The following is a 24,935-nucleotide window of genomic DNA, read 5'->3' as shown; positions in this document are numbered from 1 at the left end:
AAATTCGCCCGCTTCCGTTGCCGAAGGCCTTCCCTAATTTCGATATGCGCACCTATGATCCCGATCAACCGCTGATCTTCAGCCACATCCCCAAAACCGGTGGCAGCTCCGTGAAACGGGTTTTCGCTGGATGGTTCGGTGACAATTACCTGCTTCATCGGAAACGAAAGGGCATCTGGCTAAAACAGGATCTGGCCAATTTGCCGGACCCCACTGCCCCGGCGGTGGTCTGTGGCCATTTCAACCGGATGCGTGGGTCATCTCTTGAGGCATTCTATCCCGAAGTCCAGCAACTCGTGACTGTTCTGCGTAATCCTTGGGAACGGGTGGTATCTGGATATTTCTATCGCCAACGGGTGCTGGCCAATCCAAGACACCCCAACAGTCCCGCTTTTCAGCGTGTGGTGGCTCTCAGCCTTGATGACTATGTATCTGGCTGGCCCTACGACGATCCGGATTTTGGTCCCCCAATGACCAATTTCCTACCCAAACCCGCCGCTGGCCAAACGATTATAGACGCGATGGAGGAACACTGTGTCGCCGTTGGTATACTAGAGCTTCTGCCCAAAAGTCTGTCGGTTATCGCCACGGCTCTGGGCAGGCCGACACCGCCCAGCACGCCTCATCAAAATGCCACGCCGCGCAACGCAGGGCTGCCGACGCACCTCAAGGCCGCGTTTGTCGAACGCAATGCTCAAGAATACGAGATCTATAACCATTTCCGCCACAGGCTCTTGTCTGAGGCGCCTGGCGAGCCACTCCAATGACAGTGGCGCCGCCAAAAGTAAACTTTGTGGTCGCTGGCGCACAGAAATCAGGCACCCGCGCCTTAGCGCATTTTTTGCGCCAACACCCCGACATCGGGCTGTCCATAGAAAGGTTGCCGGAACCGCACTATTTCGACAAAAGATACCGCCACAAAGACCCGCCGCAATATGACGCTTACCATGCGCTGTTTGATGCCCAAGACCTGAGCCGCGTCACTGGCGACGTGACCCCTATCTACATCTTTCACCCGCCCAGCATCGAGCGCATCAAAGCCTACAATCCTGACATGAAGGTCATTGTGCTGCTGCGCGATCCTGTGGCGCGCGCCCATTCGCATTGGGCAATGGAACACGAACGCGGCGATGAACCGCGAAGCTTCGCATTTGCCCTACTGAACGAAGTGCGGATGTACTTGATGGGCAAACGGCGGCATCGGGTGATCTCATATCTGCAGCGCGGCTTTTATGCGGGTCAGATTGCGCACCTCTATGACCATTTTCCAAAGCACCAGTGTCTCATTCTCAGAAGTGATGATCTTCGGAAAAACCACGCCAAAACACTGCATCTGGTGCATGAATTTCTTGAAGTGCCTACCGCCGATCTTCCGACGCCAAAAACCGTGCACAGTCGGGACTACGCCCCGTTGCCACGGTGGTTGGACCGCGTTCTCAGGGCGACATTTGCCAATGATCTGCGCCGCCTCGAAACTCTCACCGGACTTGATTGCAGCGACTGGCAGAGGCCTCAGCCATAAGAAAAGCCGGTGCAGAAACTGCACCGGCCAATTCTTCGGCAAAAGCTTCGGTCGCTTTAGTCGGCAACCTTGGTTTCCAGCGCATCAAGACGCGCCTTCAAAGCTGCATTCTCTTCGGCCAGCGCGCGAATTGCGGCCAGTGCAACACCGGAGGTGTCCATGGTCGAAATACCGCGTTCGCTCGCACCGGTGCCAAACAACGCGTAAAAGTCCTGCGCCATCGGGCCGATGTGCCGCGTACCCAGTGCCGCGTCGTTTTTGTACGTCCATTCGGACACTTGCAACGCAGCCACCTTCGCGAGGATTTCAGACGGGTTCACCGGCTCAATCGCCATCTTCGTTGTTTTGTCCGAGTTTTCCGTCAGCGTGCCTTTAATGGTCATGTTACCAGACTGATCAATGATCATTTCATTGTCGCCATTGGTGCGGTCCTGAAGCACAAACGTGCTGCCGGCGGAAATCGACCAGTTGCCGGTTTGGGCCGTGTTGCCTGTACCTTTCATCTCAAGGCGAGGACGGCCCTGCGTGTTTTCCAGGAACATCAGCGTTTGGTTGCCCGGAGCAGCATTATTCCGCACTTCGAGCGCATAGTTCGGCGCCGTGTTGCTGTCGGTGTCTTCGACAATCAATGCATCGCCAATAACATGCATTGCCGCGTCAGGAGAAGAGGTGCTTAGACCAACGTCGCCATCCGCCGCAATATAAATCGAATTCTCAGGCGCACCCGGTTTACTGCGGAAGAACAGCTTCGAACCGTTGGTGACATCGCGAATGAAAAAGTTGGATTCATTTGCGGCAACGTCATAGGTCTGCGGTGTAAACCCGTCCGAGCCATCCTGCTCAAGGCGCAGAGTTGGCGTATTGCCTTCAACCACATGAATATCAACCACTGGGTCGCGCGTCTTGATGCCGAGGTCGCCATCAGCCTCAACCACAAGCGCGTTGCTCGGGGCACCAGCTTCGATGCGGAAGGGATTCCGACCCGCAGTTGAATCCTGAACCGCCAAAAAGTTTGCGCCGCCGTTGGATGAATCGTTTGCGATGATGCGCCAATCGTTGTTAGGGAAGCTCGCCGAAGTCGACGTGTCGTCAAAATGCAGTTGCGTATTGTTTTCCTTCAACCGAAGGGTGTCAAAGCCAAAGCTCTCGCCATTGACGCAGTCCAAACCAACGCAAAGGCTACCGTTGACAATAACATCGTCATTAAACACCTGATCCGCGCTGGCAACGCCAGCCATCAGGCAGAACGCCGAGGCCGAGCCCGCCAACGCTGTGAAGGTTTTGGTCCCTAATTGTTTCACGTTCCAATCTCCCTGAAAAATGGACGGGGCGTCCCCCGTTTATCTGTTGGTTCAGTTAGTTGCCGTCTTCTTCTTGGATATCTTCCGGCACAATGATCACGCCGCGCGACACTGTGAACCGGCCAGAGGCATAGTATGATTTTGCGGCCGTATCTTTGGCAGCCTCGCCACGCCCATTGTTAAGCTGATTGACGATCTTTTCCTGCTCCAAAGTCGCAGCGCTCAACTCAAAATGATAGATGCCGTCAAGCACATCCCTTCCCGGCAACTGATAAACCGGAGTTCCGGCTTCCGTATAAAGCTCTGTAACCTGACCATCAGGCGCAAAAACCTTAAGCGTCGCATTTGTCATGCCGCCCCAGTTTTCGAACCAGACCGCGTTCGAATTGTGTTGTTTAACAGGATCAGACGCGGCCATCGCAGCCGAAAATGGCGCCAAACAAAGCGCAAACACAAACGCCAGTCGCCGGTCAAATAGGCATGCCATGATTTCTATCCCTGGTTTCAACGCGCTGTAACTTGGCGCTATATTCTTGTTGTGACGCGCCAAACACGCACATCCTTTGACCGCAGCTTAGCGAGTCATGAATTTCATATTAAACTAATTTTTACCAAATTTGAAATTTCTTTACTTAACGTCATCTTTCGTTGGCAAAACCCATCGCGCAGTGGCCGCATCCTGAGCCTGAGCAATCACAGAAGGCGTCAGTTGCACTCCAAGATCATCTGCAATTCCTTCGGCTTGCGGCATGCCGCCTGACATCGCCAGCGTCGCCCACATCTGGCCGGAAACGTAATCCTGAAGCACACCCTGCCCCAAAAAATATAGACGCGCCAAGTTGGCCATAGACGGCGCGTGCCCTTTGGATGCTGCCTTTTCAAACCAACGTGCTGCTTCGGCGGGCAGCTCTTGCTCCAAGAGCAAGAGCGCTATGAGGAACTGAGCAACAGGATCCCCCGCCCGCGCCTGAGCGCGATAGGTTTTCATCACCTGCGGGCGCAATTCCTCATCGTCTGGAAGAGGAGCAAGTCGCGGATCAAGAATGGGGCCGGACCGCCTCGCATCAACGCCGCGCGCGCCGCGCCGGTACCACATCGCCGCCACTTCGTCGCTTTGCTCAACGCCGAAACCGTTGTCGTAAAGCACGCCCAGATTGTTCATTGCTTCCTGCAAACCCAAATCAGCAGCTTTCGCAAATAGCTCCGCCGCCTTTGTATAGTCCTGCACAACACCGTCGCCGCGTACATACAACAAGCCAAGATTGTTCAACGCGCGTGGATGCATCCTGAGCGCCGCGGCCTCGTAGTATTGCCTCGCCTTGTCGAAATCCTGCGCCACACCAGTACCGTGTTGATAAAGAACGCCAAGGCTTGCCAAGGCATCCAGGTGTCCCGCTTCGGCGGCCCGACCATAGGATTCGGCTGCTTCGACTATAGCTCCGCTCCCCTCCAAAGCCCGCGCCAAGTCATATGTGAATTCAGAATGTTCCGTGGACGCCGCCTTGCGCAGCCACACGAGTGCTTCGTCGCGATCCTCGCCAATTCCGCCCATACCGGAAAAAAGATACTTTCCGTATTGGTTCTGTGCGCCCGCATGGCCCAGCTTCGCGGCCCGCAAATAAAGCCCCGCGGCCCGTCTGTGGTTCTGGGGCACCGCGTCGCCTGTGTGATATCGGTTCGCCTCAAGAAATAGCGCGCCAGCGTTGTCTTGAGCAACCGCCACGCCAGCCCAGATAGCAACCAGACAAACCGCCAATCCCCGTGCGAAGATCATCACTGATCCGTCCGCCCATCCGGCGTTTCCGCAACAAAGTCGCGCGCTGCGGCCTGAGCCGCGCCAATTTGCTCTGCTGTCATCAATTCCGTCAACACATCACGGCTTTCCGCTGCCCCTGCATACCCCTGTGCGGCCGCGAGATTGAGCCACATGTGGGCCTTTACGTAATCCTGCGCAGTTCCAACTCCAGCGCTATAAGCGTCACCCACAAGATACTGAGCCTCCGCCAGACCTTTGCGCGCCGCAGCTTCCAGGACAACAAGACCTTCTTCGGCGCGACCCGTCTCCGCCATGAGCGCCTTGCCCAGCGCCACTTCCGCAGGGCTGACACCGGCCTTCGTCTGCTCTTGCAACCAGCCCACAGCCTCCGCAGATCCCGCTTCGGCAGCAGCAGCCACAAACGGCACCACATCGTGTGGCGCCATTTCAGTTTCCAAAGCACCGCTCAACGCCAATCGCACCAACGCTTCTTGCGACTCTTTGTGACCAGCTGCTGCAGCGTCTTCATAAAGAGTCACAGCTCGAGACAAATCCGCCTCCGCACCGCGACCACGCTCAAGAAAGGTGGCTTGCATACCTTTGGCACGCGGAAGGCCGGTCTCCGCCGCCTTGGTAAAAAACGCCAGTGCCTTTTGATCGTCCTGAGGAACCGCCTCCCCCGCAGCATGCAACAATCCCATGTTGAACAAGGCCCCGGGCTCCCCGCCTTCCGCAGCGAGGCTCAACCACTTGACCGCCGCCTCGGGGTCTTCATACACACCTTCTCCACGCAGATACTTGGTTCCGATAATTCGCATCGACAGAATATGCCCGCCCTGCGCAGCTTGTCGGAACCAGTCAAACGCCTGATTGCGATCCTGTTTGACGCCCTGTCCGGTCTCCAGCGCATTTGCCAGAAAAAACTGGGCGTCCACATGCCCGTCACCGGCGGCGCGACGCAACCACGCCAGTGCCTTTTCTCCATCCGCGTCGGTGCCGCGGCCCTGTGCGTAAATCCGGCTCAACTCATATGCCGACGCAATATGCCCTTGCTCAGCAGCCGCCCGCAGCCAGACAAACGCATCCCGATCGCTCTGCGGCACCCCTTCACCCGAGGCGTATAGCAAACCGAGGTAATATTGCGCTTCCTGATCCCCTCGCGTCGCGCCGTCCTGCAACAGCAGCGCAGCGCGCTCGGCATCACGGGGCACGTCGCCACCACTCAGCAAAACCCGTGCCAAAAGCGTCCCCGCCGGCAGGTTTTCCGCCTGCACCGCGACCTCAAGCCAGCGCGCGGCTTCCGGAATATCCACGTCACCAGCACGGGGATCCATCAATATGCGCCCATAGCGATAGGCAACACTTCCAGACGGCTCAGTTTCAGTGAGAAATTTCAAACCCGCCCTGACACTTGGGAAATCCTGATTGCGATAGGCAACCTCAATCTCCTCCATCGTCGCTGGCACAGGGCCGGCATCCGCGGAGACCTCAGCAAAGCCCACCGTGGGAGAAATCGATGAAAGTAAAAAGGCGAAAGCAAAAAAGCGTTTCATTAACCCACGTTATCCATTCCGAATTGCACCCAAATTCGGGTGCGTCCGGCGAAGAATGCCTTCCAGCCAACCCCACGTCCAGTGGGGATTGCCAAGAGTCACAAAGGAGGAAGGCTGCCCAAGGTCCGCGCAAGCCAAATCAGCATGCCCGACACGACAAGAAACGCGCCAAACGGAACAGCGGTTGTGCCGTCAATCTTGCGACCCGAAAGACGCAAACCGGCAGCGCCCGCCAACGCCAACAGGGCGGCGACTAGCACCAAGAGCGGCAAATCCAATGGTCCGGACAAAGCTCCAAGCCCTGCCATAAGTTTGACGTCACCCAATCCCAAGCCTTCCCGCCCGCGAATTTTCCAATACCCCCACCGCAGTCCGGCAAACACCGCAACGCCCAGCGCCCCCCCAAAAAAGGCGGCCACCTTGTCATTTGCAAGCAACACAGCCACGACACACAAAGTTAACGTCAGCACGTCAGGCAGGCGCATCCACAAAACGTCTGTGGCAAACAAGGTGATCAACACCCACAAAAGCAACATATTCAAAATCAAATCCTGCGCCGGCACAGGGCCAAATCGGGTGACAACCACCAAAATCGCCACGCCGAACGCCGCAATTTCCATGACCGGCAACCAGAGCGGCAAGCGCACGCCACAATACCCACATCGCCCACGACGCGCTGCATAAGAAACAACGGGCACTAGGTCAGAACACCCGAGAACTGTTCCGCAGCTTCTGCATCGTGATCGGGTCACAACAACGCCCTCTCCTCGCGGCAAGCGATCGACCAGAACAGCCAGAAACGATCCGACAAAAGGCGATACCACCACCAAAAAAACGGCAATCACGGGAATGGATCCAAAAACGGCATCTGTTTGAAACATAGCAAAGTTCTACGCAGGCTTTGCGCGTTTGCCAATTGCCAGCGCGCCTCGAGCGCGCCTATGATACCGCCAACCTTGGGTGGGACCGGACGGGACAAGACATGCACAACTCAGAAAAGCGTACCAACGCGCAAGACGCCGGCTTTTCGCTGTTGGAACTGATGGTCGTTGTCGTGATCCTGTCCGTTCTTGCGTTGGTAATCGTGCCGCGAGTCATTGATCGTCCTGATCAGGCACGCGCCGCTCGGGCGCAAGCTGACATTGCCGCCATTGCCAGCGCGGTGAACCTCTACCGGCTCGATAATTTCCGCTACCCGACAACGGAACAAGGCCTCGCAGCTTTGGTGACTGCGCCCACCAGCGAACCACAGGCCCAGAACTGGGCCACAGGCGGCTATATGGACCGGCTACCTGTGGATCCTTGGGGCACCGCTTATCAATATCTCTCACCTGGCGTTCACGGCGACTTTGATGTGTTCTCCTATGGCGCAGACGGGGCACCAGGCGGATCGGGAGCGGACTCCGACATCGGGTCATGGACCCTGTCACAGTGAAACCCGGCGCTGACACGGGTGTCAGCCTCATAGAACTTCTGGTGGTGGTCGCCGTGCTGTCGGTGCTGGCAATTGGAGTTTCATTGCCTCTGCGTGACGGCGGCAGCCAAGCACCCGCAGATGCAGCTCGGTTTGCGTCGATGTTTGAACGAACCCGAACACTTGCCATCCACGGTCAGACACAACAGGGATTGCGCCTCACGTCGCGCGACATGGCCTTGATGAAACTGACAGCCGACGGATGGCAAACCTCCCGCCAATCAATCCGCTTTCAGGGACGCGCAGATTTTCGGACCAAAACACCGGCCAGCGCACTCAGAGCCCTTGATGCACCTGAAATTATCTTTCTTCCAAATGGGCAAACAACGTCGTTTGACCTTATCTTCTTTGGCTCTGGTTCAAGGAGCGCGGTTTGCAAAAGCGACGGATGGTTGGGGGTGGAATGTACAAAAGATTAGACTCTAACATTGCCCAAAGCGTCGATGAGGGCCTGACATTGCTTGAACTGATTGTGGCAATTTTTGTCATGGCGCTTGGCACGCTTGCGGTGCTGTCGGCCGTTGATCAATCCGGCACCGGCATCATGCAAGAACGCGCTCGCCTGTTGGCCGGCGTCGTGGCGGACAACCGCGCCGAAGAACTTCGCCTGCCGATTGGGGGTTTGCCCGCCGAAGTGAACATGGGGGGATTGCGGTTTGCGGTCACGCAAGATTTGCAACCAACCGAAGGCGGGTTCACCGAAGCCACAATTCGCGCGCGCGTCGTCGACGGCGCAGGCGGTCCGGGGGCATTGCGTATCACTTGGATCGCGGCATCAAATGCAAGGCCGGGACAATGACACATCCCCCACGCGATACCGGCCTATCGCTGCTGGAACTGGTCGTAGCCATGGCGCTTTTTGCGCTTGTGGCGGTGATGGGTCTGCAACTTCTGACGGGCACTTTGCGCATACGAGACCGATTAGAGATCGCCTCAACGGAAACCGGTGACCTGTCGCGCGCGCTTGCCTTGTTGCGTGCGGATCTGACCAACGCCACCCCTATGCGATTTGATCCCCCAGGTGACGCCGGGCCGCGCTCGGCACTCACCGCATCTGCAACCGGTTTTCAGCTGTCAGTATCGGGTCAGGTCGATCTGCCACCCATCAACGCGCTCGGCTTTCACCGTGTTGATTGGCAACTTGCTTCTGACGGCACACTTTCCCGCAGCTTCTGGCCAGTGCTATCGCCAGCCAGCGCCACATCAAAAAGTCCCGACGTGCCTGTCCTTACCGGAGTCACCGGCTTGGCCATACGCACATTCTGGGCGGGACAGGAATGGGTTGGCGGCACAAACGACCCAAATCCGACCGCCAATAACTCAGGCCCCGCCCAAGACAGCGATCTCGGCCCGATTGCCTCCAGCGCGTATTCGGATCAACTTCCAATCGCCATCGAAGTCACACTTCAGACACGCGACTTTGGCGAATTCACACTCGTGGAGGTGCTACAATGAGTGCGCCCCGTGGATTTGTTTTGGTGAATGCGCTGATCCTAGTGGCTGCACTGTCCGCCGTTGCCGTTTTATTGCTGTCGCGGGCGGGAGAGGGTCACGCACGCCGTCTGGTCGAACAGGACGCAACACGACTGCGGCTTGTTTTGGATGGTGGCGAGGCCATGATGCGGACTGCCCTGATGCGGGACGTTCGCTCGTTTGATCATGCAACGGACAGATGGGCGCGAACATTTGAGGCGCCGTTGGACAACAGCTTACTCACAATCGAACCAGTGGACCTGCAAGGCCGCTTTAACATCAACTGGCTGTCCAATCCCGAAGACACCGCCGGTCGTGCTGCGTTTCACCGGCTTATCCAGCGTGTCGGCTTGCCGGTGTCCCGCGGTGAGGACATCGTACGTTTCATGAAAATCAATTCAAATCCGTCCGGCTACCAAAACCGCGTGCCACCGATTTCCCCGATTGGCGGACCTGTTTTGATGGTGCGACAACTTCAAACCATGCCAACGCTCCCCGAAAGCGACTTTCTGAAACTCGCACCGCATATCATCGCTTTGCCTGGGGACAGCCGCGTCAATGTGAACACAGTTCAAAAAGACGTTCTGGGCGCTCTGCTCCCTGAGGTGCCACGAGGTGGATTGTCCAAGATCATCTTTGACCGCGAACGCAATCCAATAACCTCGCTCGAAGATTTCCGGTCCCGCGTTATCGCCGCTGGCGGCATGGATGCGACCCCGGCTATTGACGAAAGCCGATTTTCCGTTTCCACAAATTGGGTCGCCGTGCGCCTCGTCGCCGAGAACGGCAGTGGCCGCAGCGTAACACGCTTCACTCTCTTTGAACGCCCCCCGCTTCCGCTCGCGCCACGCGTGGCCTATCGTTTGACAGAGCAGCCATGACACAAGGCATGATGATGAAGCAGACCGGCAACAAGATGACCACAGGCCCCGACGGGGTGGCCCTTGTACCTGGGGAACTAATTCCTGTGCTGCCGGTCGACTTACCTTCCAGCCTGCGCGGAAGTACCCGCGAACAAGTCGCAAGACGGCAGCTGGCTGATAGCGCCGGATTAGACACTAACACTGCTGAAATCAGGCCATTTTTTCTCGGGGGTGCCGACAGTTCCTGGTCCCACGCCCTTGTGGCCGACCGTGACCAAATCGCGCAATGGATTGCTTCGGCGCCGCCAAATTGCACCGTGTTGCCCGACTATCTCGCGCTGCCCACAACGGAAGGCGTTTGGACGTTGCAAGCCGACCCCGACGCAGACCGCGTATTGGTTCGCCTTGGCCCGCAAGATGGTTTTGCGGCAGACGCACAGCTAACACAGCTGATGCTCGAACGGGATTTGTCGGAAGGTTTGCCGCCAAAATCGGTCCTTTGGATTGGCCCAAAAATAGAGTCTATTAAGGCACTGTTTGAGGGATCCGATATTTCGACGACAGAAACAGCCGCTGAGGTTGGTGCCAAAGTATTTGGCCATGGTGAACGTGCGCTGGATCTTCGCCGAGATCCATTCGCCACCCGTGCGCGCCTGCGGCGTTCGGTATTGCCGTGGCGTTGGCCCGCTTTGGTTGCCATGATCGCAACCGGGCTCTGGGCGGCGTCTCTAATGATTTCCGTCGAAGCCTTAGAAACAGAACGGCGCGCCGTACAGTTACAAACGATGAACACGGTGCGCACACAATTTGTGCCTGCAGGACCGGTTCTGGACATTCGCGCTCAAGTCACCCGCGCTTTGTCAGATGCCCGAAAGGCCGCCTTAACCAGCGACGAGGGGTTGCCGCCTTTGGCGCTGTTTGGTGAATCTGTCGACCTGATTACCGGTCCCGGCATCACTCCGGAACGCGCCGAATATCGCGATGAGGACGGGCTGCGCCTGCTTCTCGAAGTGTCCGACTTTGCCACCGGAGAAGCGTTGGTTACGGCCCTTCAAGGCGCTGGCTTGACTGTCGATGTTTTGCGCTCCGAAGCTGTGAGTGACCGCGCCGGTGTGACATTGGAACTTAGATTGGAGGGAGGCGCATGACCGACCGTCTAATTGACCTTCTCGGTCGCCTCTCGGCCCGTGAACGCGGGCTCATTGCGTTTCTGATCGCCGTGGTCTTGCCGCTCGCGCTTTGGCTTACTTGGCTTGGCCCTCTTGTTCAGGCGCGCGCTGACGCTCTCGCCGCGTTGCAAAATGCCCGCGCCCTTGACGCATGGGTCAGCGACCGTGCGACGGAAAATGCTCTACTGCGCGTTACTGCGCCGGAAAAATCCCCTCCGGCCATCGGCGCATCCGGCGTGGAACAGCGTCTGATATCGGTTGATTTACGTGACGCGCTTTCGGGGTTATCGGATCTCGGTGACGGTCGGTTGTCGCTGCGCTTTGACAGAGTCGAATTCGCGCGCCTGATCCTTTGGCTGTCTGATAGCGATCCCATTTGGGGATACGAAATTTCCAAATTCAGATTTGAGCGCACACCCGTCGCCGGCGTGGTTTCCGCGGATTTGACTCTCACACCGCGCGGCTGAGACCAACTACTAAGCTAAAGATTTCAGCCGGATTTGAATTTCCTTCAACCGGCCAGCCATCGCGCCAACTGGATCAAGATCCGGTTGCAACTTCAATGCCTCTCCGAGAGCTGCAGCCGCGCCGCTGAAATGTGCCTTGGCCGACGCATTGTCACCGGCTTGCACAGCGTCACGGCCAAGCTCATCTTGCGCCGTACCTTGCACATATAGCGCTGACGCGCGCATTGCACCTTCGCTGCCCTGCGCGATGAAACGCGCCTGATTTCGGGCCTCGGCATAGTCACCCGCCCGTAACAGACTGTGCGCATACTCCAGCCGCACGCCGGGCTCATCCGCGCCAGCAACTTCCAGAAGGTCCGCATAAATACTGTTTGCGCGATCATATTTTCCGGCTTCAAGCGCATTACGCGCCGCCGCGTACCGCGAGGCAAAACTGTTGCCTTCGCTAAAAGACCCGCCAAAGTTGCCATCACCGCCACATGCCACAACAAGGCTCAGGCACACGCCAGCCATAGCGGTTCTGAAAAATGATCCTGCCTGCATCACATGCTCTTTATATTCTTTGCAAAAACCCTACCATGAAGCGCACGCCCGCGTCCACATTCTCGAAAGGTTCATCGCCGCCCATGCCTACGATCAACGCCAAGCGGCTCTCTTCACGACAAGACATGAGTCTCTCATGCGTTTGCTAGCCTTTTTTGCAACCCTGATTGCTTTTGCCGGGCTCATCTTGGCAGGATTGGAACTCCGGTCGGCGATGACCACTCCGCTTCCGCCGACCGAAACGCGCGCTGCCCAATCATCTGCTCTGCAACAGACCCGTCGCGACGAACCACAACCGCCGCGTCAGTGGCCCGCTGTTTTTGGCGAAGAGATCAAAGAAGAAAAGCAACCTCCGACACTTCCGACGCCCCCCCGCGCCGCGCTGCCGCCACCCCCTCCGATGCCACCAATTGAAAGTCTCGGCTACACACTCAAAGGAATGGTGCGCACCGATGCCCAAGACGGCACAGGCGACTGGGCCATAGTAAGCCACCCGACCGGAGATCGCCTGGTGCGTGTTGGCGACAGCCTGAGCGACGGCGTCGAGATCATCAGCATCACTCAAGAGGGCATTTGGGTTGATCGCGCAGGAACCCGCGCGCTCCTCGGCTTTGAAGAACAATGAGCCCCAACTGAGGGGATTTGGCCACAACCTCTTGTGTTCACCGCAACGTCAGAAATTTCACTGGCGACAAAATCTTAAAAATTGTCTAAACTGCCACAAAACAACGCCAAAAACTGGCGACTATCTATGAGGCACGGGCAGAGCATCCCGCGACAGACCCACCGAGGCCCCGACGTGTTCGGCGGCTGTTTGACGGTTTGTAGCAGGGGTGGCACGCTCAAAGAGGGCGGACGATACCATGTTGAGACACCCCATCCGCGCGCTGGCTTTGGCCATGGGCCTGATCTTGGCGCAGCTTGTCACCGCAACGTCATCGCAAGCTCAGGTCGAATTAGACCTGCGCGACGCCGATTTGCGCAGCTTTGTGCAGATTGTATCCGAAGCGACAGGACGCAATTTCATTCTCGACCCGCAAGTGCGTGGCACAGTGACCGTTCTTGCGCCGCAAGGCCTTGCACCGGACGCCCTGTACGAAGTGTTTCTCAGTGTTCTGGAACTCAACCGTTTGACCGTCGTGGATGGTGGCTCTGTGGCTCGAATTGTGCCCATGACTGTGGCTCGAGAGCTTGCAGATGGCACCTCGCTGCCCGGCGACAGCGCCGGATTTGAAACCCGCGTCATCAAGATCCACCACATCTCTCTGGACGAAGTGATCACTGTGATCCGTCCTCTTCTTCCGGCCGAAGCCGTGATCACCCCCGTGCCCGGTGCTGGTTTGCTGATCCTCTCGGACCGCGGTAAAAACCATCGCCGTATCGCCAAACTGATCGCGCGTCTTGATCAACCCAAAGACGACACCATCGAATTGATCCGGCTCAGCAACGCAAATGCCGCAGAAATGGTGGGCGTTGTTGAAAACATGGGGCTCTTGCGTGGCGGAGCAACAATTTCTGTAGATCGCCGCTCCAATGCGCTGATTGTGTCCGGACCGGATGAGGTTCGTGACACGGTGCGTGCCCTTGTGAGCAAACTCGACCAACGCGGCACAGTCACAACATCGGCTGTGGAACAATTGAACTACGCCGACTCCGCTGCCCTTGCCGACGTCGTTCTCCGCAGCTTCTCCGACCAAACGGAACAAGGCCAACTTGTTCGTATTGTGCCGGAACCACAAACCAACACACTTCTGATCACTGCCCCGCGGGACATGATGCGTGACATCACAGCCATGGTGCGCCATCTGGATCGACGCCCAACACAGGTGCTCGTCGAGGCTGTGATCTTTGAGCTCTCCGTCGAAGGCTACTCCGATCTTTCCAGCCAGTTCGCCGGTGTGATCAACAACGCGATTGTCGGAGGTGTGCAGTTCTCACTCGAAGGCCGTCCCAGCCTGACCAGCCTGATCTCGGCCGCTGTCAACGGAGAGGTGGTCAATCCGGGCGACGGTGGTGTCATTGGCGGCGGCAATCAAAGCGGCGACAATGCCTTCTTTGGCTTCATTTCCGCGCTCGCATCCACCAGCTCCGTCCGCCTGCTCTCGACGCCATCGATCATGACGCTCAACAATCAGGAAGCCGAGATTGTGGTGGCCCAAAACGTGCCCTTTGTAACTGGGTCCTATACCTCCACAGGTGACGGTGCGAACCCTGAAAACCCCTTCCAAACAATCGAACGCCGTGACGTCGGCCTAACCCTGAATGTCACTCCACAAATCAACGCTGACAAAACTGTGCGTCTTCTGATCAAACAAGAGGTCTCCAATCTCACCCGCACAGCCTCTGCTGCAGGCGGTGAAATCACTGCGCGGCGCGCGCTCTCGACCACCGTCCTGGTGCGCGACGGCAACGTGATTATGCTTGGCGGATTGCTCGAAAACGAAAGCGGCGCAACCTCCAAAAAGGTGCCGGGAATCTCCAAAGCCCCTTTGATCGGGGGACTGTTCCGCGGCAAGAGCGCCACAAAAAACCAATCCGTTCTGCTGGTCATGCTCCGACCCCGCGTGATCAATTCCGAGGCCGAGGGTCAACGTATCACGCGGCAGGTTGCCAAGGACACACGCAAGGCCAGCCTTGCCTTGCAACCCGCAGACAGTCATCTTTACCCCAATACGCCCAATGCGGCGCTGCCATTTGACGGCAACAATTTGAACCAACCTTTTGAAGCGGGATTCATCGACGATGTCGCCCAAAGCCGAAACCTCCCGCCGCTCCCAGCCCGCCTCCCCATCACCCGCTGAGACGCCCGCACCGAACAATGTTCCCTTCGCGTTTGCCCGCGACCATCAGGTCACCCGGGAAGACGGGGCGCTGCTGGTTGGCCCACGTGCCACAGTTCTTGGCTTGCGGGAAATTTGTCGACGCACTGGCCAACCGCTGACCATCACGCAGCTCGCGCAGGATGCCTTTGACCGCGCACTGGAGCGGATTTATCAAGCCGACAACAACGCCACCGCACCGGATGACGGCCTCTCCTTTGATCTAGAGGAAGGCAAAAGTGCCGCCAGCCAGCGGGATTTGCTGGAGGACGCCGAAGACGCACCTGTCATTCAGCTCGTAAATCAACTTCTGCGGCGCGCGGTACTGTCACGGGCTTCGGACCTGCATCTCGAACCTTCTGAAACCGGTCTGCGGGTGCGGATGCGCATCGACGGCTTTTTGCAAACAATTATGGAGCGCGACGATGTCCCCGTTCGACGCGTTGTCAGCCGCCTCAAGGTTATGGCGGGGCTCGACATTGCCGAAACCCGCCTTCCCCAAGACGGCCGTATTCCTCTGCGCCTTGGCGGGCGCCTGATCGATACCCGCGTAAGCTCCCTGCCTGGCAGTTATGGCGAACGCATCGTTTTGCGGATTCTCGATCGTTCCACAGGCTTGATGGATCTGGATGCACTTGGCCTGACCGAAGATCAGATTGCCTTGCTTGAAAGGCTTTCCGCATTGCCAAACGGCATCATCCTCGCCACCGGCCCAACTGGATCAGGCAAAACCACCACGCTATATTCACTGCTCAAACTCACCAACCGTGACGAACGCAACATCGTCACCGTCGAGGACCCCGTGGAATATGATTTGCCCGGCGTGAACCAATCGCAAGTCAACTCCGACATCGGCATGACATTTGCCGCCGGTCTGCGCGCCACTTTGCGGCAAGACCCCGATGTGATCCTGGTGGGCGAAATCCGCGACACCGAAACCGCATCGGTTGCCGCCCAGGCCGCCCTGACCGGCCACCTCGTCTTTTCCTCGCTGCACGCCAATTCGTCGATCGGCGCGGTCGTGAGATTGCGCGATTTGGGCTTGGACGATTTCTTGATTTCCGCCACCTTGCGTGGCGTTGTCGCCCAGCGCCTGTTACGCCGACTGTGCCCCTCTTGTGCAACACCCGCCCCACCAACTCAGAATGAAGCCGCGCATTTTCTGCGCCACCAGATGTCTGCCCCTCCGGTGATACACGCACCCCAAGGGTGTGCTTCGTGCAACAATTCCGGATATGCTGGGCGTGTTGGTATTTTTGAAATGACCGAAGTGGACGAAACCCTGCGCGCAGCCATCGACAACGGCGCATCGGAAATGGAATTGACCCGCCTTGGGCTGTCGGAAGAACAGACCTTGATTGGTCAGGCCCTTTTGCAAGTTGCCGCCGGCGAAACCTCCCTTGCCGAAGCTCTGCGCGTTGTGGGCGATGGCGCATGAAACCCTATTCCTATATCGCCTACGACAGTGCGGGCGCCCGCACAAAAGGCTTGATCCTAGCTGATACCGAGGCCGACGCCTCTGCACGATTGCGCTCGCAAGGTCTGTTTGTAGAAAAGCTCGACGCCACCCGCCAGCGGGCCAACCTATCTGACCGCCTGCGTCGGACCACGCGGCTGAACCCCGATCTGCAATCGGTGTTTACCCGCCAAATGGCGGTCTTACTGTCCGCTGACATGCCTCTTGAATCCGCACTGGAAGCCATCCGGACCTCCGGCGACGGGACTGCCTTGTCTACAGTTGCGACGCGCACCCGCGCCAGCCTTATGCAAGGCAGCACATTGGCAGAATCCCTCGACAGCGCAGGGGCAGGGTTTCCCCCCTACGTGACTGCCGCGATACACGCAGGCGAAAGCGCCGGCGAACTTGCGGCTGTGTTCGAGGAACTCGCCCGCCATCTTGAAACCCTCGGCAACGAAAAAGCCGAAATCGTCAGCGCCCTTGTCTATCCGGCGTTTGTTGCAGTCGTTTCGTTTCTCGTCTGCGCCATATTGATGATCAACGTTGCTCCGGAAATCGTCGCGATGTTCGAGATCTCCGGCCAACCACTCCCCCCTCTTACCCGCCATGTTCTGGCTGTAAGTGACTGGATTCGCGATCATATTACCGGCCTCGCCGTTGCCTTTGGTGTTTTGATTCTATTAATGATCGCCTCAAACAGGCATCCCACTTTGCGTAATTTGCGAGACCGGTTTCTCCTGCGAGTGCCTCTTGTCGGCCGCCTCATTCGACGAGCAGCGGCCGTGCAATACCTGCGCACACTCGCGCTGGTCCTTGGCAGCCGCCAGACAGTGCCAGTAGCGGTGGAAAACGCCGCCCGCGTTCTGGATATCGTGCAATTTCGCAAAGAAGCAGACAGTGTTCTTTCCGGACTTCAGGAAGGCGCAAGCTTGTCCGATGCGCTGGATCGGCTGTCCATAATCCCGCCCGTTGCCCGTCAGTTGATCGGCGCGGGGGAAATGTCGGCCCGCCTTGCCCCGATGGCCGAACGCAGCGCGATCCTCGTGGAAAGCGATCTCACTGCCGAACGCAAACGCATTGCTGCTCTGCTGGAGCCCATGTTGATGATGCTGGTTGGTGCTTTTGTGCTATTGGTCGTACTGGCTGTACTCTTGCCGATCTTTGACCTTCAGGCAGTTGTGGCGGGCTAAGTCACCCGCCACCCAATTTATCTACTGACGAGCGTACACGTCTTCAAAACGGATGATGTCGTCTTCACCCAAATACGAGCCGGTCTGCACCTCGATAAGAACCATCGGCACCTTACCTGGGTTCTCCATTCTGTGTTTTGCACCCAGAGGAATATAAACGGACTCGTTTTCGCTCACGAGCTTCACATCGTCATCCACGGTCACTTTCGCAGTGCCTTCAACCACGATCCAATGCTCTGAGCGGTGATGGTGACTTTGCAAACTCAAGGCGGCACCGGGATGTACGTGAATACGCTTCACCTGAAACCGATCGCCAATCACTAGGCTTTCGAACCACCCCCACGGGCGGTGGTCCTTGGGAAAGGCCGTGGCCTGTCGCGCCCCTTTGCTCTTCAAAGCCGTGACCGCCTGTTTCACATCCTGCGCGCGGGACACATCTGCCACGAGAACCGCATCCGGCATTGCGATGGCAATCAGGTTTTGGACCCCCAAGCCAACAATCTCCAGCCCTTCATCCTCAGAGCGCAGCAAGGAATTTTCGCACTCAATGGCTGTCGCCGCCCCATGCGTTGCCACACCATTCGCATCCGGCCCGCTTTCGCGCCACACAGCATCCCAGCCTCCAAGATCGGACCATTCCGCGCTGAACGGCACCACACTCAGGTTCTCAGCTCGCTCCATGACCGCATAGTCAATCGAAACGTCCTCCGCGCCGTTCCAGGCATCGGGGTCAAGCCGCAGAAAGCCAAGATCCGGCTTCCCCTTATCCACGGCCGCCGTAACGGGTGCGATAAGATCCGGTGCATGTGATTCAAACGCCGCAATAATTGCCTTGGCGGTGAACAGGAAAATTCCCGCATTCCAAAGGTAGTTTCCTGCGGCCAGCATCTCCTCGGCACGGACCGAATCGGGTTTTTCGACAAACCGCGTCAGCGCCAGCGGACGGGCCTCAAAATCGGTCGGATTCTCGGCAAGCTCCAGATAACCATACCCCGTCTCCGCCCGATTCGGCTTGATTCCGAACGTCACCAACCGACCCTCAAACGCAGCCGGCACCCCAGCGGCGACCGCGGCGCGGAAGGCCGCGGCATCCGGAATTTCGTGATCTGACGGCGCCACCAGCATCAACGCATCCGCATCGGTTTTTGCCTGCCAAAGCGCCGCTGCGAGAACTGCCGGTGCCGTATTGCGCCCTGCCGGTTCAATCAAAATCGCGCTCGGATCAATGCCAACTGCCGCAAGCTGTTCGGTCACAATGAACCGGAAATCCGAGTTGGTGAGCACCATAGGTGCTCCAAAATCAACCCCGCTCAATCGCCCGGCAGAGCGCTGGAACAAGGAGTTTTCGCCCAATAGTTGTGAAAACTGCTTGGGATAGCTTTTGCGACTAAGTGGCCACAAACGGGTCCCGGACCCTCCGGAAAGAAGCACAGGTGTAATTTTTTTTGGGGTACTCAAAGGAAATCCTACTCGTGAAGGCTGAGGCGGAAAAACAATTTTGACGGCCTAATTTATTCACTTTAACGCAAAGCACACACCCTTTGCAGCCACTCTGTAATTTCCGACAACGGCGGAACTCATGCATAGCCTGCATTGTTTCCTCAGAGATGAAACATTCCACCTGAAAAAGCAATAATTTAGCAAGCCTCGCCTCACGGTGATGTGCTACATTGACGATTGTTCGAAATATTAAATTGGTTTTTATATACAGCCGTGTGTTTGGTTGTGGCCGAAGGAAAAATATATGCTGACCGAGTTGCCTCAAGGTATCCAACAAGTCGTTCTTTATGAAGGATCCATTTATGCCAATGTCGGCAATGGCGCGAAAGTGGAACATCTTTCGATCCGCCAGGGTCAGCGTGACACGCCTTTTGAATCACTGGATCTCAATGGCAACAACCAAATGAGTTTTCCGGTCGAATACCGACCGGATTTCTCAGAAGGTCACATTGCAAGACTCATCAACCCGCTAACGGGCGAAGGCGAGGACTACCCCTCCGCCTGGGTAAACAACCTCGAGGACTGGTCTCTCGAAAACAGCGAAACCCTGCAGTTGATGGTCACTGACCACAACACCTCGGCCCAGTATTCCATTCTTGCACCGTTGCATGTGAGCTTTCCACACAGCCACCAGATGGCATTCCGCGCCTGGGTTGCCGCCCACCGAGCGTGCGGGCGCCTGATTGTCAATGTGACAGACTCCGATACCGGCGGAACCACAAAGCTGTTTGAACAAAAATTCTCAAATGACAGGCGGGGGGGGAAACACGCGGTTGGGTATCAGGAAATCAATTTCACCCTACCGCGCTATGACAAGCCGGTGACTTTGCGTCTTGTGCTGGAATTTGACAAATACGTTCACGAAGACCACGCCATTGAACCCTTTCTGTTTCTCGCAAACCCCCATGTGGCCCGCGCCGTACAAAAAGACCCACTCGTCGTCAGCCGGCGCCTTGCAAAGTGTTCAGAGACTGCCAAATCTCCCAATTGGCTGGTGGCGCGACTGCCGGATCGCATCATGCGCGACAGCACGCTGGAACTTGTCGCCCAAGGCCAAAGCCTACCCCTTCTAAAAGGCGATGATGTAGAAATCACTTTGGAAGGTGCCGATGGCGCGGGCCTGAATTTGCGCAGCACCCAAGCGCGCGAATTCACCATTTATCTTGACGGAAAACAGGCGGAACGGGCCTATATCGGTACAGAAACCAGCTTCGTACGTGTGCCAAATGAATTTCTGGATGGCACTCACAAACTTGTCGAAGTGCGCGATGAAACCGGTAGTCAGGTCTTCTTTTCCACCTATGCGCTGCTGCCGCGCCACCTGACTCCGACCGACGTGCTCCTGCGCGAAGGTAAATACCCCTTCGGCGGGCCTCTGATGGCACAGGCCCGACACCGCTATGAATCGCTCAAACTTCTGTTGAAAACCTGCGCGTCTGACGCGGACCGCCAACAAGCCGCCTATGCATTGTCGGTGCTCGAAGCGGGGTATGACAACGTCAGCCTCAAGCCACTCAACTTCCCTGTCGTAGACAAGCCTGACGTTTCCATTGTCATTCCTGCCCACAACAAGATCGAAGTGACGTATCTTGCCCTTTGCAGCTTGCTGCTTGCACACAACAAGGCCTCTTTCGAAGTGATTGTGGTCGACGATGCCTCCAACGATGAAACCACAGAGCTGGAAACGTTTGTCTCCGGTATTCGCGTCATCCACAACGCAGAACCGCAACGCTTTATCAAAGCGTGCAACGCCGGTGTCGCGACCGCTGAAGGCAAATACGTGGTCCTGCTAAACAATGACGTCGAAGTCACCTCTGGCTGGCTGGATCAGCTGATCGACGGCTTTTCGCGCTTTGACAATGTGGGGGCGGTCGGCTCCAAGCTGCTTTATCCCGACGGACAGCTCCAGGACGCAGGGGGCATGGTCTGGGGATCAGGCAATCCATGGAACTATGGCAATCGTCAGAATGCATGGGCTCCTCAATTCAGCTATGCCCGTCAAGTCGACTACCTGTCCGGCGCGGCGCTGATGACGACCCGAAAAATCTGGGACAAGGTCGGAGGCCTGTCGAGCTATCTTGAGCCCATGTATTTCGAAGATACCGATTTTTCGTTCAAAGTGCGCGACGCCGGATACAAAACTTTCTTCATCCCCTCGTCCATTGTCTACCACTACGAAGGCATGACCTCGGGCACTGACGTAACCTCCGGCTACAAACGGTATCAGGAGGTGAACCGTCCAAAGTTCAAGCGCCGCTGGGTCAAAGCCTATGCCTCCCACGGCCAGAACGAAGGCTTCCGCCCTGACCTTGAAAAAGATCGCGGCATCGTCGGACGTGTTCTTTTCATTGATTACACCACTCCACGTCCAGACAGGGATGCCGGATCATATGCGGCAATTCAGGAAATCAAACTGGTCCAGTCTTTGGGTTACAAGGTCACGTTCCTGCCTCAGAACCTTGCCAATTTCGGCGGCTATACGGACGAGCTGCAAAAAATGGGCGTTGAGGTTATCACCGCTCCGTTCTTCCTGTCTGTGCCGGAATACCTCGAGAAATTCGGCGCCGATTTCGACGCCTTTTTCATTACTCGCTACTATGTGGCCAACGAAACTTTGCCGATCATTCGCCGTGTCGCGCCCAATGCCAAAGTCCTCTTTAACAATGCGGATTTGCATTTCCTGCGTGAACTGCGCCGCGCTCTTAGCAATGGCCAAGACACCAACCTCGAACAAATGCGCGATATACGCGACAAAGAGTTGCGTGTGATGCGCGATGTGGATGTGATCCTGTCCTACAATGATGCGGAACACGCTGTGATCACATCGCACCTCGAAGGCGCAGTTCCCGTCGCCAAATGCCCTTGGGTCGTGGATGTGCCTGTAAAAATTCCCGGCCTGAAAAACCGTACAGGCCTGTCGTTCCTCGGCAGTTTTGGCCACCATCCAAATGTTGAAGGTTTGGAATGGTTCGCCCAAGAGGTGCTGCCCGCCATTGGTGCCGCAATGCCCAATGCCAACCTATCTGTCTACGGCTCAGGCATGGGCGACGCTCTCGATCATATCTCCTCTGACATGCTGACCCCCATCGGGTTCGTCGACGAGATTGCCGACGCATTCCACCGGCATCGCGTGTTTGTAGCCCCTCTTTTGTCCGGCGCCGGTATCAAAGGCAAAGTGCTTAGCGCGCTGGCACACGGCATCCCGTGCGTACTGTCACCAACCGCTGCCGAAGGCATCGGCCTGCGCAACGGTCACGACTGCTTTATTGCCCGCACCCCCGAGGACTGGGCCGTGGCCATAAGCCGTTTGTGCGAAGACGATGACCTCTGGCTGGCAATGTCAGAGAACTCCCGCGCCTACATAAAAGAGACATTCTCGTTTGAAACGGGCAAAGAACACATGCGCGCGGCGTTTGAATGTGTTGATATGTTCCAACACATCTAGGCTTGGGGATTACAGAAAGACAAATGCCGACCAAACGCACGATCGTCCTGCACTATCATCTATTCAAAAATGCAGGCACATCGTTAGACCGGATTTTCCAAAAGAATTTCGGCGACCGCTGGGTCACACAGGAGTTTCCACCCATGGGTGGGGACAATTCCGCCCCGTTGCAGGATTGGATCGAAAACACACCGGAGGCCGTGGTGTTTTCCACCCACACCGGTTCCGGCCCGTTGCCGCGCATACCCAACGTGGACATCATTTCGGTGATGCTGCTGCGCGATCCGGTGGCCCGCATCCGTTCGGCTTATCGGTTTGAACGCAAACAGGTGGCCGACACCTGGGGTGCCAAGCTCGCCAAGGACCACGATCTCGCGGGCTACGTCGAAGCCAGACTTGCGCGCAAGGGCGATCGGCAATGTCGCAATTTCCAGACCGGACGCCTCGCCTCTCTGGTTCCAGGCCCAGCGCCGGAACTGGAACGCGCCATTCTCGGTATGAATCAACTCTCCGTTCTTGGCCTGGTCGAAGACTTCAACGGCAGCCTCCAGAGATTGCGTGCCAAAATGCTTCCCCACTTTCCGGATTTTGTCGCTCAAAACATCAAAGCCAACACCACACAAGCCAAACCGGAATCCGAGGAAGACCCCCATCTCACCCGTCGCTTACTGGAAGCCAACATCTATGACCGTGCGGTGTGGCAATCGGCAATGGATCGGTTTCAGAGCACCTGAGCGTCAGTACCCGAAAGTCTCATAATCCACCGCATAGATGTCTTCGATCACAGCCACCAACTCCGGCGGGGTCTCACGCGAACTGGCCGCATCTGACGAATTCTCCCGCCCCTGTGCGCGCTCTGCCGCATCAGGCACATTCAACATCTCGAGCACTTTGCGAAAATCCCGCGCAAAATGCTCCTGACGTCCGATAAAGTCATATGGAATAACCCCCTGCGCTGTCAGCGCTGTTTGCGACCGCCAGTGAATATCACGCTGTCCATCAGGCGTTTCCTGCACCCAACGAACGAAGTGGGCAAAGGTGATGTCGCCGTCATCTTGCAGACCAAATCTGGCGCGAATGCTATCACGGTAGACCTGCCAGAACTTGCCGGGAGAGTTCTGGATCTTGTCACGAAATCCAGACCTCATGCGGCTCTCGGGGTGACGCACAAAACAAAAGCTCAGAAAATTCTCTTGCGCCAAAAGGGCGTCAACACGATCGACATAGTCCATCACACTGCCCACAAACTCCCCGTTGCGGCGATAGTGAATATTGGTCTGATTGGGCGGCTGCGCATATCCCGAAATGTCCTGAAGGGTACATTTCACCTTGGTACAGGCCACTTTAGGTGTTTCCACAAACAAGTACCCGCGATCCCCGTCCATCCAAGTAGCATAGGCCCAGCGGTTCGGCGCTTTCTGGAACAATTCCGACGGTGTCATCACCAATGGTCTCTCGCAATTTTTAGATAGGCTTCAAACTGATCTGCCGGAACCTTGCGCGCAAAAAACGCAGGCGATTCCAGTGCGTCCTGAAAACGCGCCTCATCCAAAGGCCGCGCGCCGCCGCCCTGAAAATGCAGGTTTCGCGCGGCAACGAAATCCGAAACGCCCAAAAAATCGGTCATCAGAAGTTCCTGAAAAAAGCTCTCATCCGAAATAAAGCAGGTTATCAAGTCGTCCAATACCGTTTGTGTCCGCGGATCTGTGACGATCCGGTCCACCAGACTACGATGCAGCGCAACCCATTGCCGGCCAAACCGCGGAGGACGTACTGGCGCAGCCTCCTTCGGACGCATCCTATGCACTTCGAACAGGTTTTTTCCGACTTCCATGAAGCGGACTTTGCGCCGATGGGTCACATCCCGTGCCGGATCAAACCGACCGGCATCAATGTCTGACGCTATTTCGGCGTCACAGCGAAACACAATACGCGCATAGGCCCGCTCTTGATCCAGCGGCGCGTCACTCCACGCATAAGGCTCATAGTCCCGCTTAAGGTTAAAGGCATTGCAAAACGCCAATCGCCCCTTTTCGCGATGCTCCCGTTCCAAGAAGCGCGCTAAATGATCTGGCGAGCGCAACGGCATGCAATGGGCGCTCAAATTCACGATCCAATCCCATTCCGGAATGTCCATCGCACGCTTCAGCACGTCAAACATCGCCTGCGTCAATGACCCGCCGCCCCAACTTACAGGTCGCGACTGCGCCACATCGACCACATCCCATGTGCTGTACGCCCTTAACTGTTTTCCAATTCGGGCCACGGTTTCCTCAGGGCTATCCAAGGTCACGAGAAACCGCGAACGGGGCCCTGCCAGCGCATCCACCAAAGGCGCTATCTGAGGCATATCTCCGTGGGCCTGAATGGCAAACAACGTCGTCACAGGGCCCGCCCCCAC

24 protein-coding genes are annotated in these 24,935 nt (G+C 56.9%); 15 read left to right on the top strand and 9 right to left on the bottom strand.

What is annotated here, in order from left to right; genetic code table 11:
* The first annotated feature begins 44 nt into the window (after positions 1-44).
* Together BM069_RS12150 and BM069_RS12145 are read left to right on the top strand one after the other, a co-directional pair.
* On the top strand, positions 45-767 hold the full coding sequence (locus tag BM069_RS12150) for a sulfotransferase family 2 domain-containing protein (protein ID WP_093324019.1): 723 nt from the start codon (positions 45-47) through the stop codon (positions 765-767).
* The gene (locus BM069_RS12145; protein ID WP_093324017.1) at positions 764-1,522 is read left to right on the top strand and encodes a sulfotransferase family protein; all 759 of its coding nucleotides are present in this window, start codon (positions 764-766) and stop codon (positions 1,520-1,522) included. The genes BM069_RS12150 and BM069_RS12145 overlap by 4 nt, the downstream gene beginning before the upstream one ends.
* A 56-nt stretch (positions 1,523-1,578) precedes the next feature.
* On the opposite strand, the gene BM069_RS12140 is transcribed toward BM069_RS12145, so the two are convergent.
* The 5 genes from BM069_RS12140 to BM069_RS20125 all read right to left on the bottom strand — a co-directional run bounded on the left by BM069_RS12140 (position 1,579) and on the right by BM069_RS20125 (position 7,013).
* Positions 1,579-2,823, bottom strand: coding sequence for a tail fiber domain-containing protein (locus BM069_RS12140; RefSeq protein WP_093324016.1), 1,245 nt, complete (start codon positions 2,821-2,823; stop codon positions 1,579-1,581).
* 55 nt (positions 2,824-2,878) lie between these two features.
* Complete coding sequence (locus tag BM069_RS12135; protein WP_093324015.1) at positions 2,879-3,310, bottom strand: hypothetical protein; 432 nt, start codon at positions 3,308-3,310, stop codon at positions 2,879-2,881.
* A gap of 141 nt (positions 3,311-3,451) precedes the next feature.
* A complete protein-coding gene (locus BM069_RS12130; protein WP_093324013.1) occupies positions 3,452-4,597 on the bottom strand; it encodes a tetratricopeptide repeat protein in 1,146 nt (381 codons plus the stop codon).
* Positions 4,597-6,132 (bottom strand): SEL1-like repeat protein, encoded by a 1,536-nt coding sequence (locus BM069_RS12125; RefSeq protein ID WP_093324012.1) that lies wholly within the window; start codon positions 6,130-6,132, stop codon positions 4,597-4,599. The genes BM069_RS12130 and BM069_RS12125 overlap by 1 nt, the downstream gene beginning before the upstream one ends.
* 98 nt (positions 6,133-6,230) lie before the next feature.
* Positions 6,231-7,013 carry a prepilin peptidase gene (locus BM069_RS20125; protein WP_093324010.1) on the bottom strand — a complete coding sequence of 261 codons (783 nt, stop codon included), beginning with the start codon at positions 7,011-7,013 and terminating at the stop codon, positions 6,231-6,233.
* Positions 7,014-7,114: 101 nt separating this feature from the next.
* On the opposite strand from BM069_RS20125, the gene gspG reads away from it, so the two are divergent.
* The 7 genes from gspG to gspM are packed head-to-tail and all read left to right on the top strand — an operon-like array spanning position 7,115 to position 11,578.
* Positions 7,115-7,567: a type II secretion system major pseudopilin GspG gene (gene gspG / locus BM069_RS12115; protein WP_093324150.1), complete on the top strand. Its 453-nt coding sequence runs from the start codon at positions 7,115-7,117 to the stop codon at positions 7,565-7,567.
* Positions 7,564-8,025: a prepilin-type N-terminal cleavage/methylation domain-containing protein gene (locus tag BM069_RS12110; RefSeq protein WP_212611539.1), complete on the top strand. Its 462-nt coding sequence runs from the start codon at positions 7,564-7,566 to the stop codon at positions 8,023-8,025. The genes gspG and BM069_RS12110 overlap by 4 nt, the downstream gene beginning before the upstream one ends.
* Positions 8,010-8,405, top strand: coding sequence for a type II secretion system protein (locus tag BM069_RS12105; protein ID WP_093324008.1), 396 nt, complete (start codon positions 8,010-8,012; stop codon positions 8,403-8,405). Before BM069_RS12110 ends, BM069_RS12105 begins: the two co-directional genes overlap by 16 nt.
* Positions 8,402-9,061, top strand: coding sequence for a type II secretion system protein GspJ (locus BM069_RS12100; RefSeq protein ID WP_093324006.1), 660 nt, complete (start codon positions 8,402-8,404; stop codon positions 9,059-9,061). The genes BM069_RS12105 and BM069_RS12100 overlap by 4 nt, the downstream gene beginning before the upstream one ends.
* Positions 9,058-9,960, top strand: coding sequence for a type II secretion system minor pseudopilin (locus BM069_RS12095; RefSeq protein ID WP_093324005.1), 903 nt, complete (start codon positions 9,058-9,060; stop codon positions 9,958-9,960). Before BM069_RS12100 ends, BM069_RS12095 begins: the two co-directional genes overlap by 4 nt.
* Complete coding sequence (gene gspL / locus BM069_RS12090; protein WP_093324003.1) at positions 9,957-11,090, top strand: type II secretion system protein GspL; 1,134 nt, start codon at positions 9,957-9,959, stop codon at positions 11,088-11,090. The genes BM069_RS12095 and gspL overlap by 4 nt, the downstream gene beginning before the upstream one ends.
* Entirely contained in the window at positions 11,087-11,578 is a 492-nt protein-coding gene (gene gspM / locus BM069_RS12085) for a type II secretion system protein GspM (protein WP_093324002.1), read from the top strand. Before gspL ends, gspM begins: the two co-directional genes overlap by 4 nt.
* A 9-nt stretch (positions 11,579-11,587) precedes the next feature.
* Here gspM and BM069_RS12080 read toward each other — a convergent pair whose 3' ends face one another.
* Positions 11,588-12,121, bottom strand: a complete 534-nt coding sequence (locus tag BM069_RS12080; RefSeq protein ID WP_139216194.1) for an outer membrane protein assembly factor BamD — start codon at positions 12,119-12,121, stop codon at positions 11,588-11,590.
* A gap of 136 nt (positions 12,122-12,257) precedes the next feature.
* On the opposite strand from BM069_RS12080, the gene BM069_RS12075 reads away from it, so the two are divergent.
* The 4 genes from BM069_RS12075 to BM069_RS12060 all read left to right on the top strand — a co-directional run bounded on the left by BM069_RS12075 (position 12,258) and on the right by BM069_RS12060 (position 17,589).
* Positions 12,258-12,746 (top strand): type II secretion system protein N, encoded by a 489-nt coding sequence (locus BM069_RS12075; RefSeq protein ID WP_093323999.1) that lies wholly within the window; start codon positions 12,258-12,260, stop codon positions 12,744-12,746.
* A gap of 238 nt (positions 12,747-12,984) precedes the next feature.
* Positions 12,985-14,922 carry a secretin N-terminal domain-containing protein gene (locus BM069_RS12070; protein ID WP_093323997.1) on the top strand — a complete coding sequence of 646 codons (1,938 nt, stop codon included), beginning with the start codon at positions 12,985-12,987 and terminating at the stop codon, positions 14,920-14,922.
* Positions 14,864-16,378 (top strand): GspE/PulE family protein, encoded by a 1,515-nt coding sequence (locus tag BM069_RS12065; protein WP_093323996.1) that lies wholly within the window; start codon positions 14,864-14,866, stop codon positions 16,376-16,378. The genes BM069_RS12070 and BM069_RS12065 overlap by 59 nt, the downstream gene beginning before the upstream one ends.
* On the top strand, positions 16,375-17,589 hold the full coding sequence (locus BM069_RS12060) for a type II secretion system F family protein (protein ID WP_093323995.1): 1,215 nt from the start codon (positions 16,375-16,377) through the stop codon (positions 17,587-17,589). Before BM069_RS12065 ends, BM069_RS12060 begins: the two co-directional genes overlap by 4 nt.
* A gap of 21 nt (positions 17,590-17,610) precedes the next feature.
* On the opposite strand, the gene BM069_RS12055 is transcribed toward BM069_RS12060, so the two are convergent.
* A complete protein-coding gene (locus BM069_RS12055; RefSeq protein WP_244503612.1) occupies positions 17,611-19,029 on the bottom strand; it encodes a mannose-1-phosphate guanylyltransferase/mannose-6-phosphate isomerase in 1,419 nt (472 codons plus the stop codon).
* Between the two features lie 304 nt (positions 19,030-19,333).
* Here BM069_RS12055 and BM069_RS12050 point away from each other — a divergent pair, with 304 nt between their 5' ends.
* Positions 19,334-22,534, top strand: coding sequence for a glycosyltransferase (locus tag BM069_RS12050; protein WP_093323992.1), 3,201 nt, complete (start codon positions 19,334-19,336; stop codon positions 22,532-22,534).
* A 143-nt stretch (positions 22,535-22,677) separates the two neighbouring features.
* Positions 22,678-23,268 carry a hypothetical protein gene (locus BM069_RS12045; RefSeq protein WP_244503607.1) on the top strand — a complete coding sequence of 197 codons (591 nt, stop codon included), beginning with the start codon at positions 22,678-22,680 and terminating at the stop codon, positions 23,266-23,268.
* A 3-nt stretch (positions 23,269-23,271) separates the two neighbouring features.
* On the opposite strand, the gene BM069_RS12040 is transcribed toward BM069_RS12045, so the two are convergent.
* Positions 23,272-23,976, bottom strand: a complete 705-nt coding sequence (locus BM069_RS12040; RefSeq protein WP_093323989.1) for a sulfotransferase family protein — start codon at positions 23,974-23,976, stop codon at positions 23,272-23,274.
* Positions 23,976-24,920 carry a beta-1,6-N-acetylglucosaminyltransferase gene (locus BM069_RS12035; RefSeq protein WP_139216192.1) on the bottom strand — a complete coding sequence of 315 codons (945 nt, stop codon included), beginning with the start codon at positions 24,918-24,920 and terminating at the stop codon, positions 23,976-23,978. The genes BM069_RS12040 and BM069_RS12035 overlap by 1 nt, the downstream gene beginning before the upstream one ends.
* Positions 24,921-24,935 lie beyond the last annotated feature (15 nt).

The organism is Shimia haliotis (genome assembly GCF_900114415.1).
Taxonomy (GTDB): Bacteria; Pseudomonadota; Alphaproteobacteria; order Rhodobacterales; family Rhodobacteraceae; genus Shimia; species Shimia haliotis.
The sequence above is the reverse complement of the archived record's forward strand: the minus strand, read 5'-3'. Positions and strand labels throughout refer to the sequence as shown.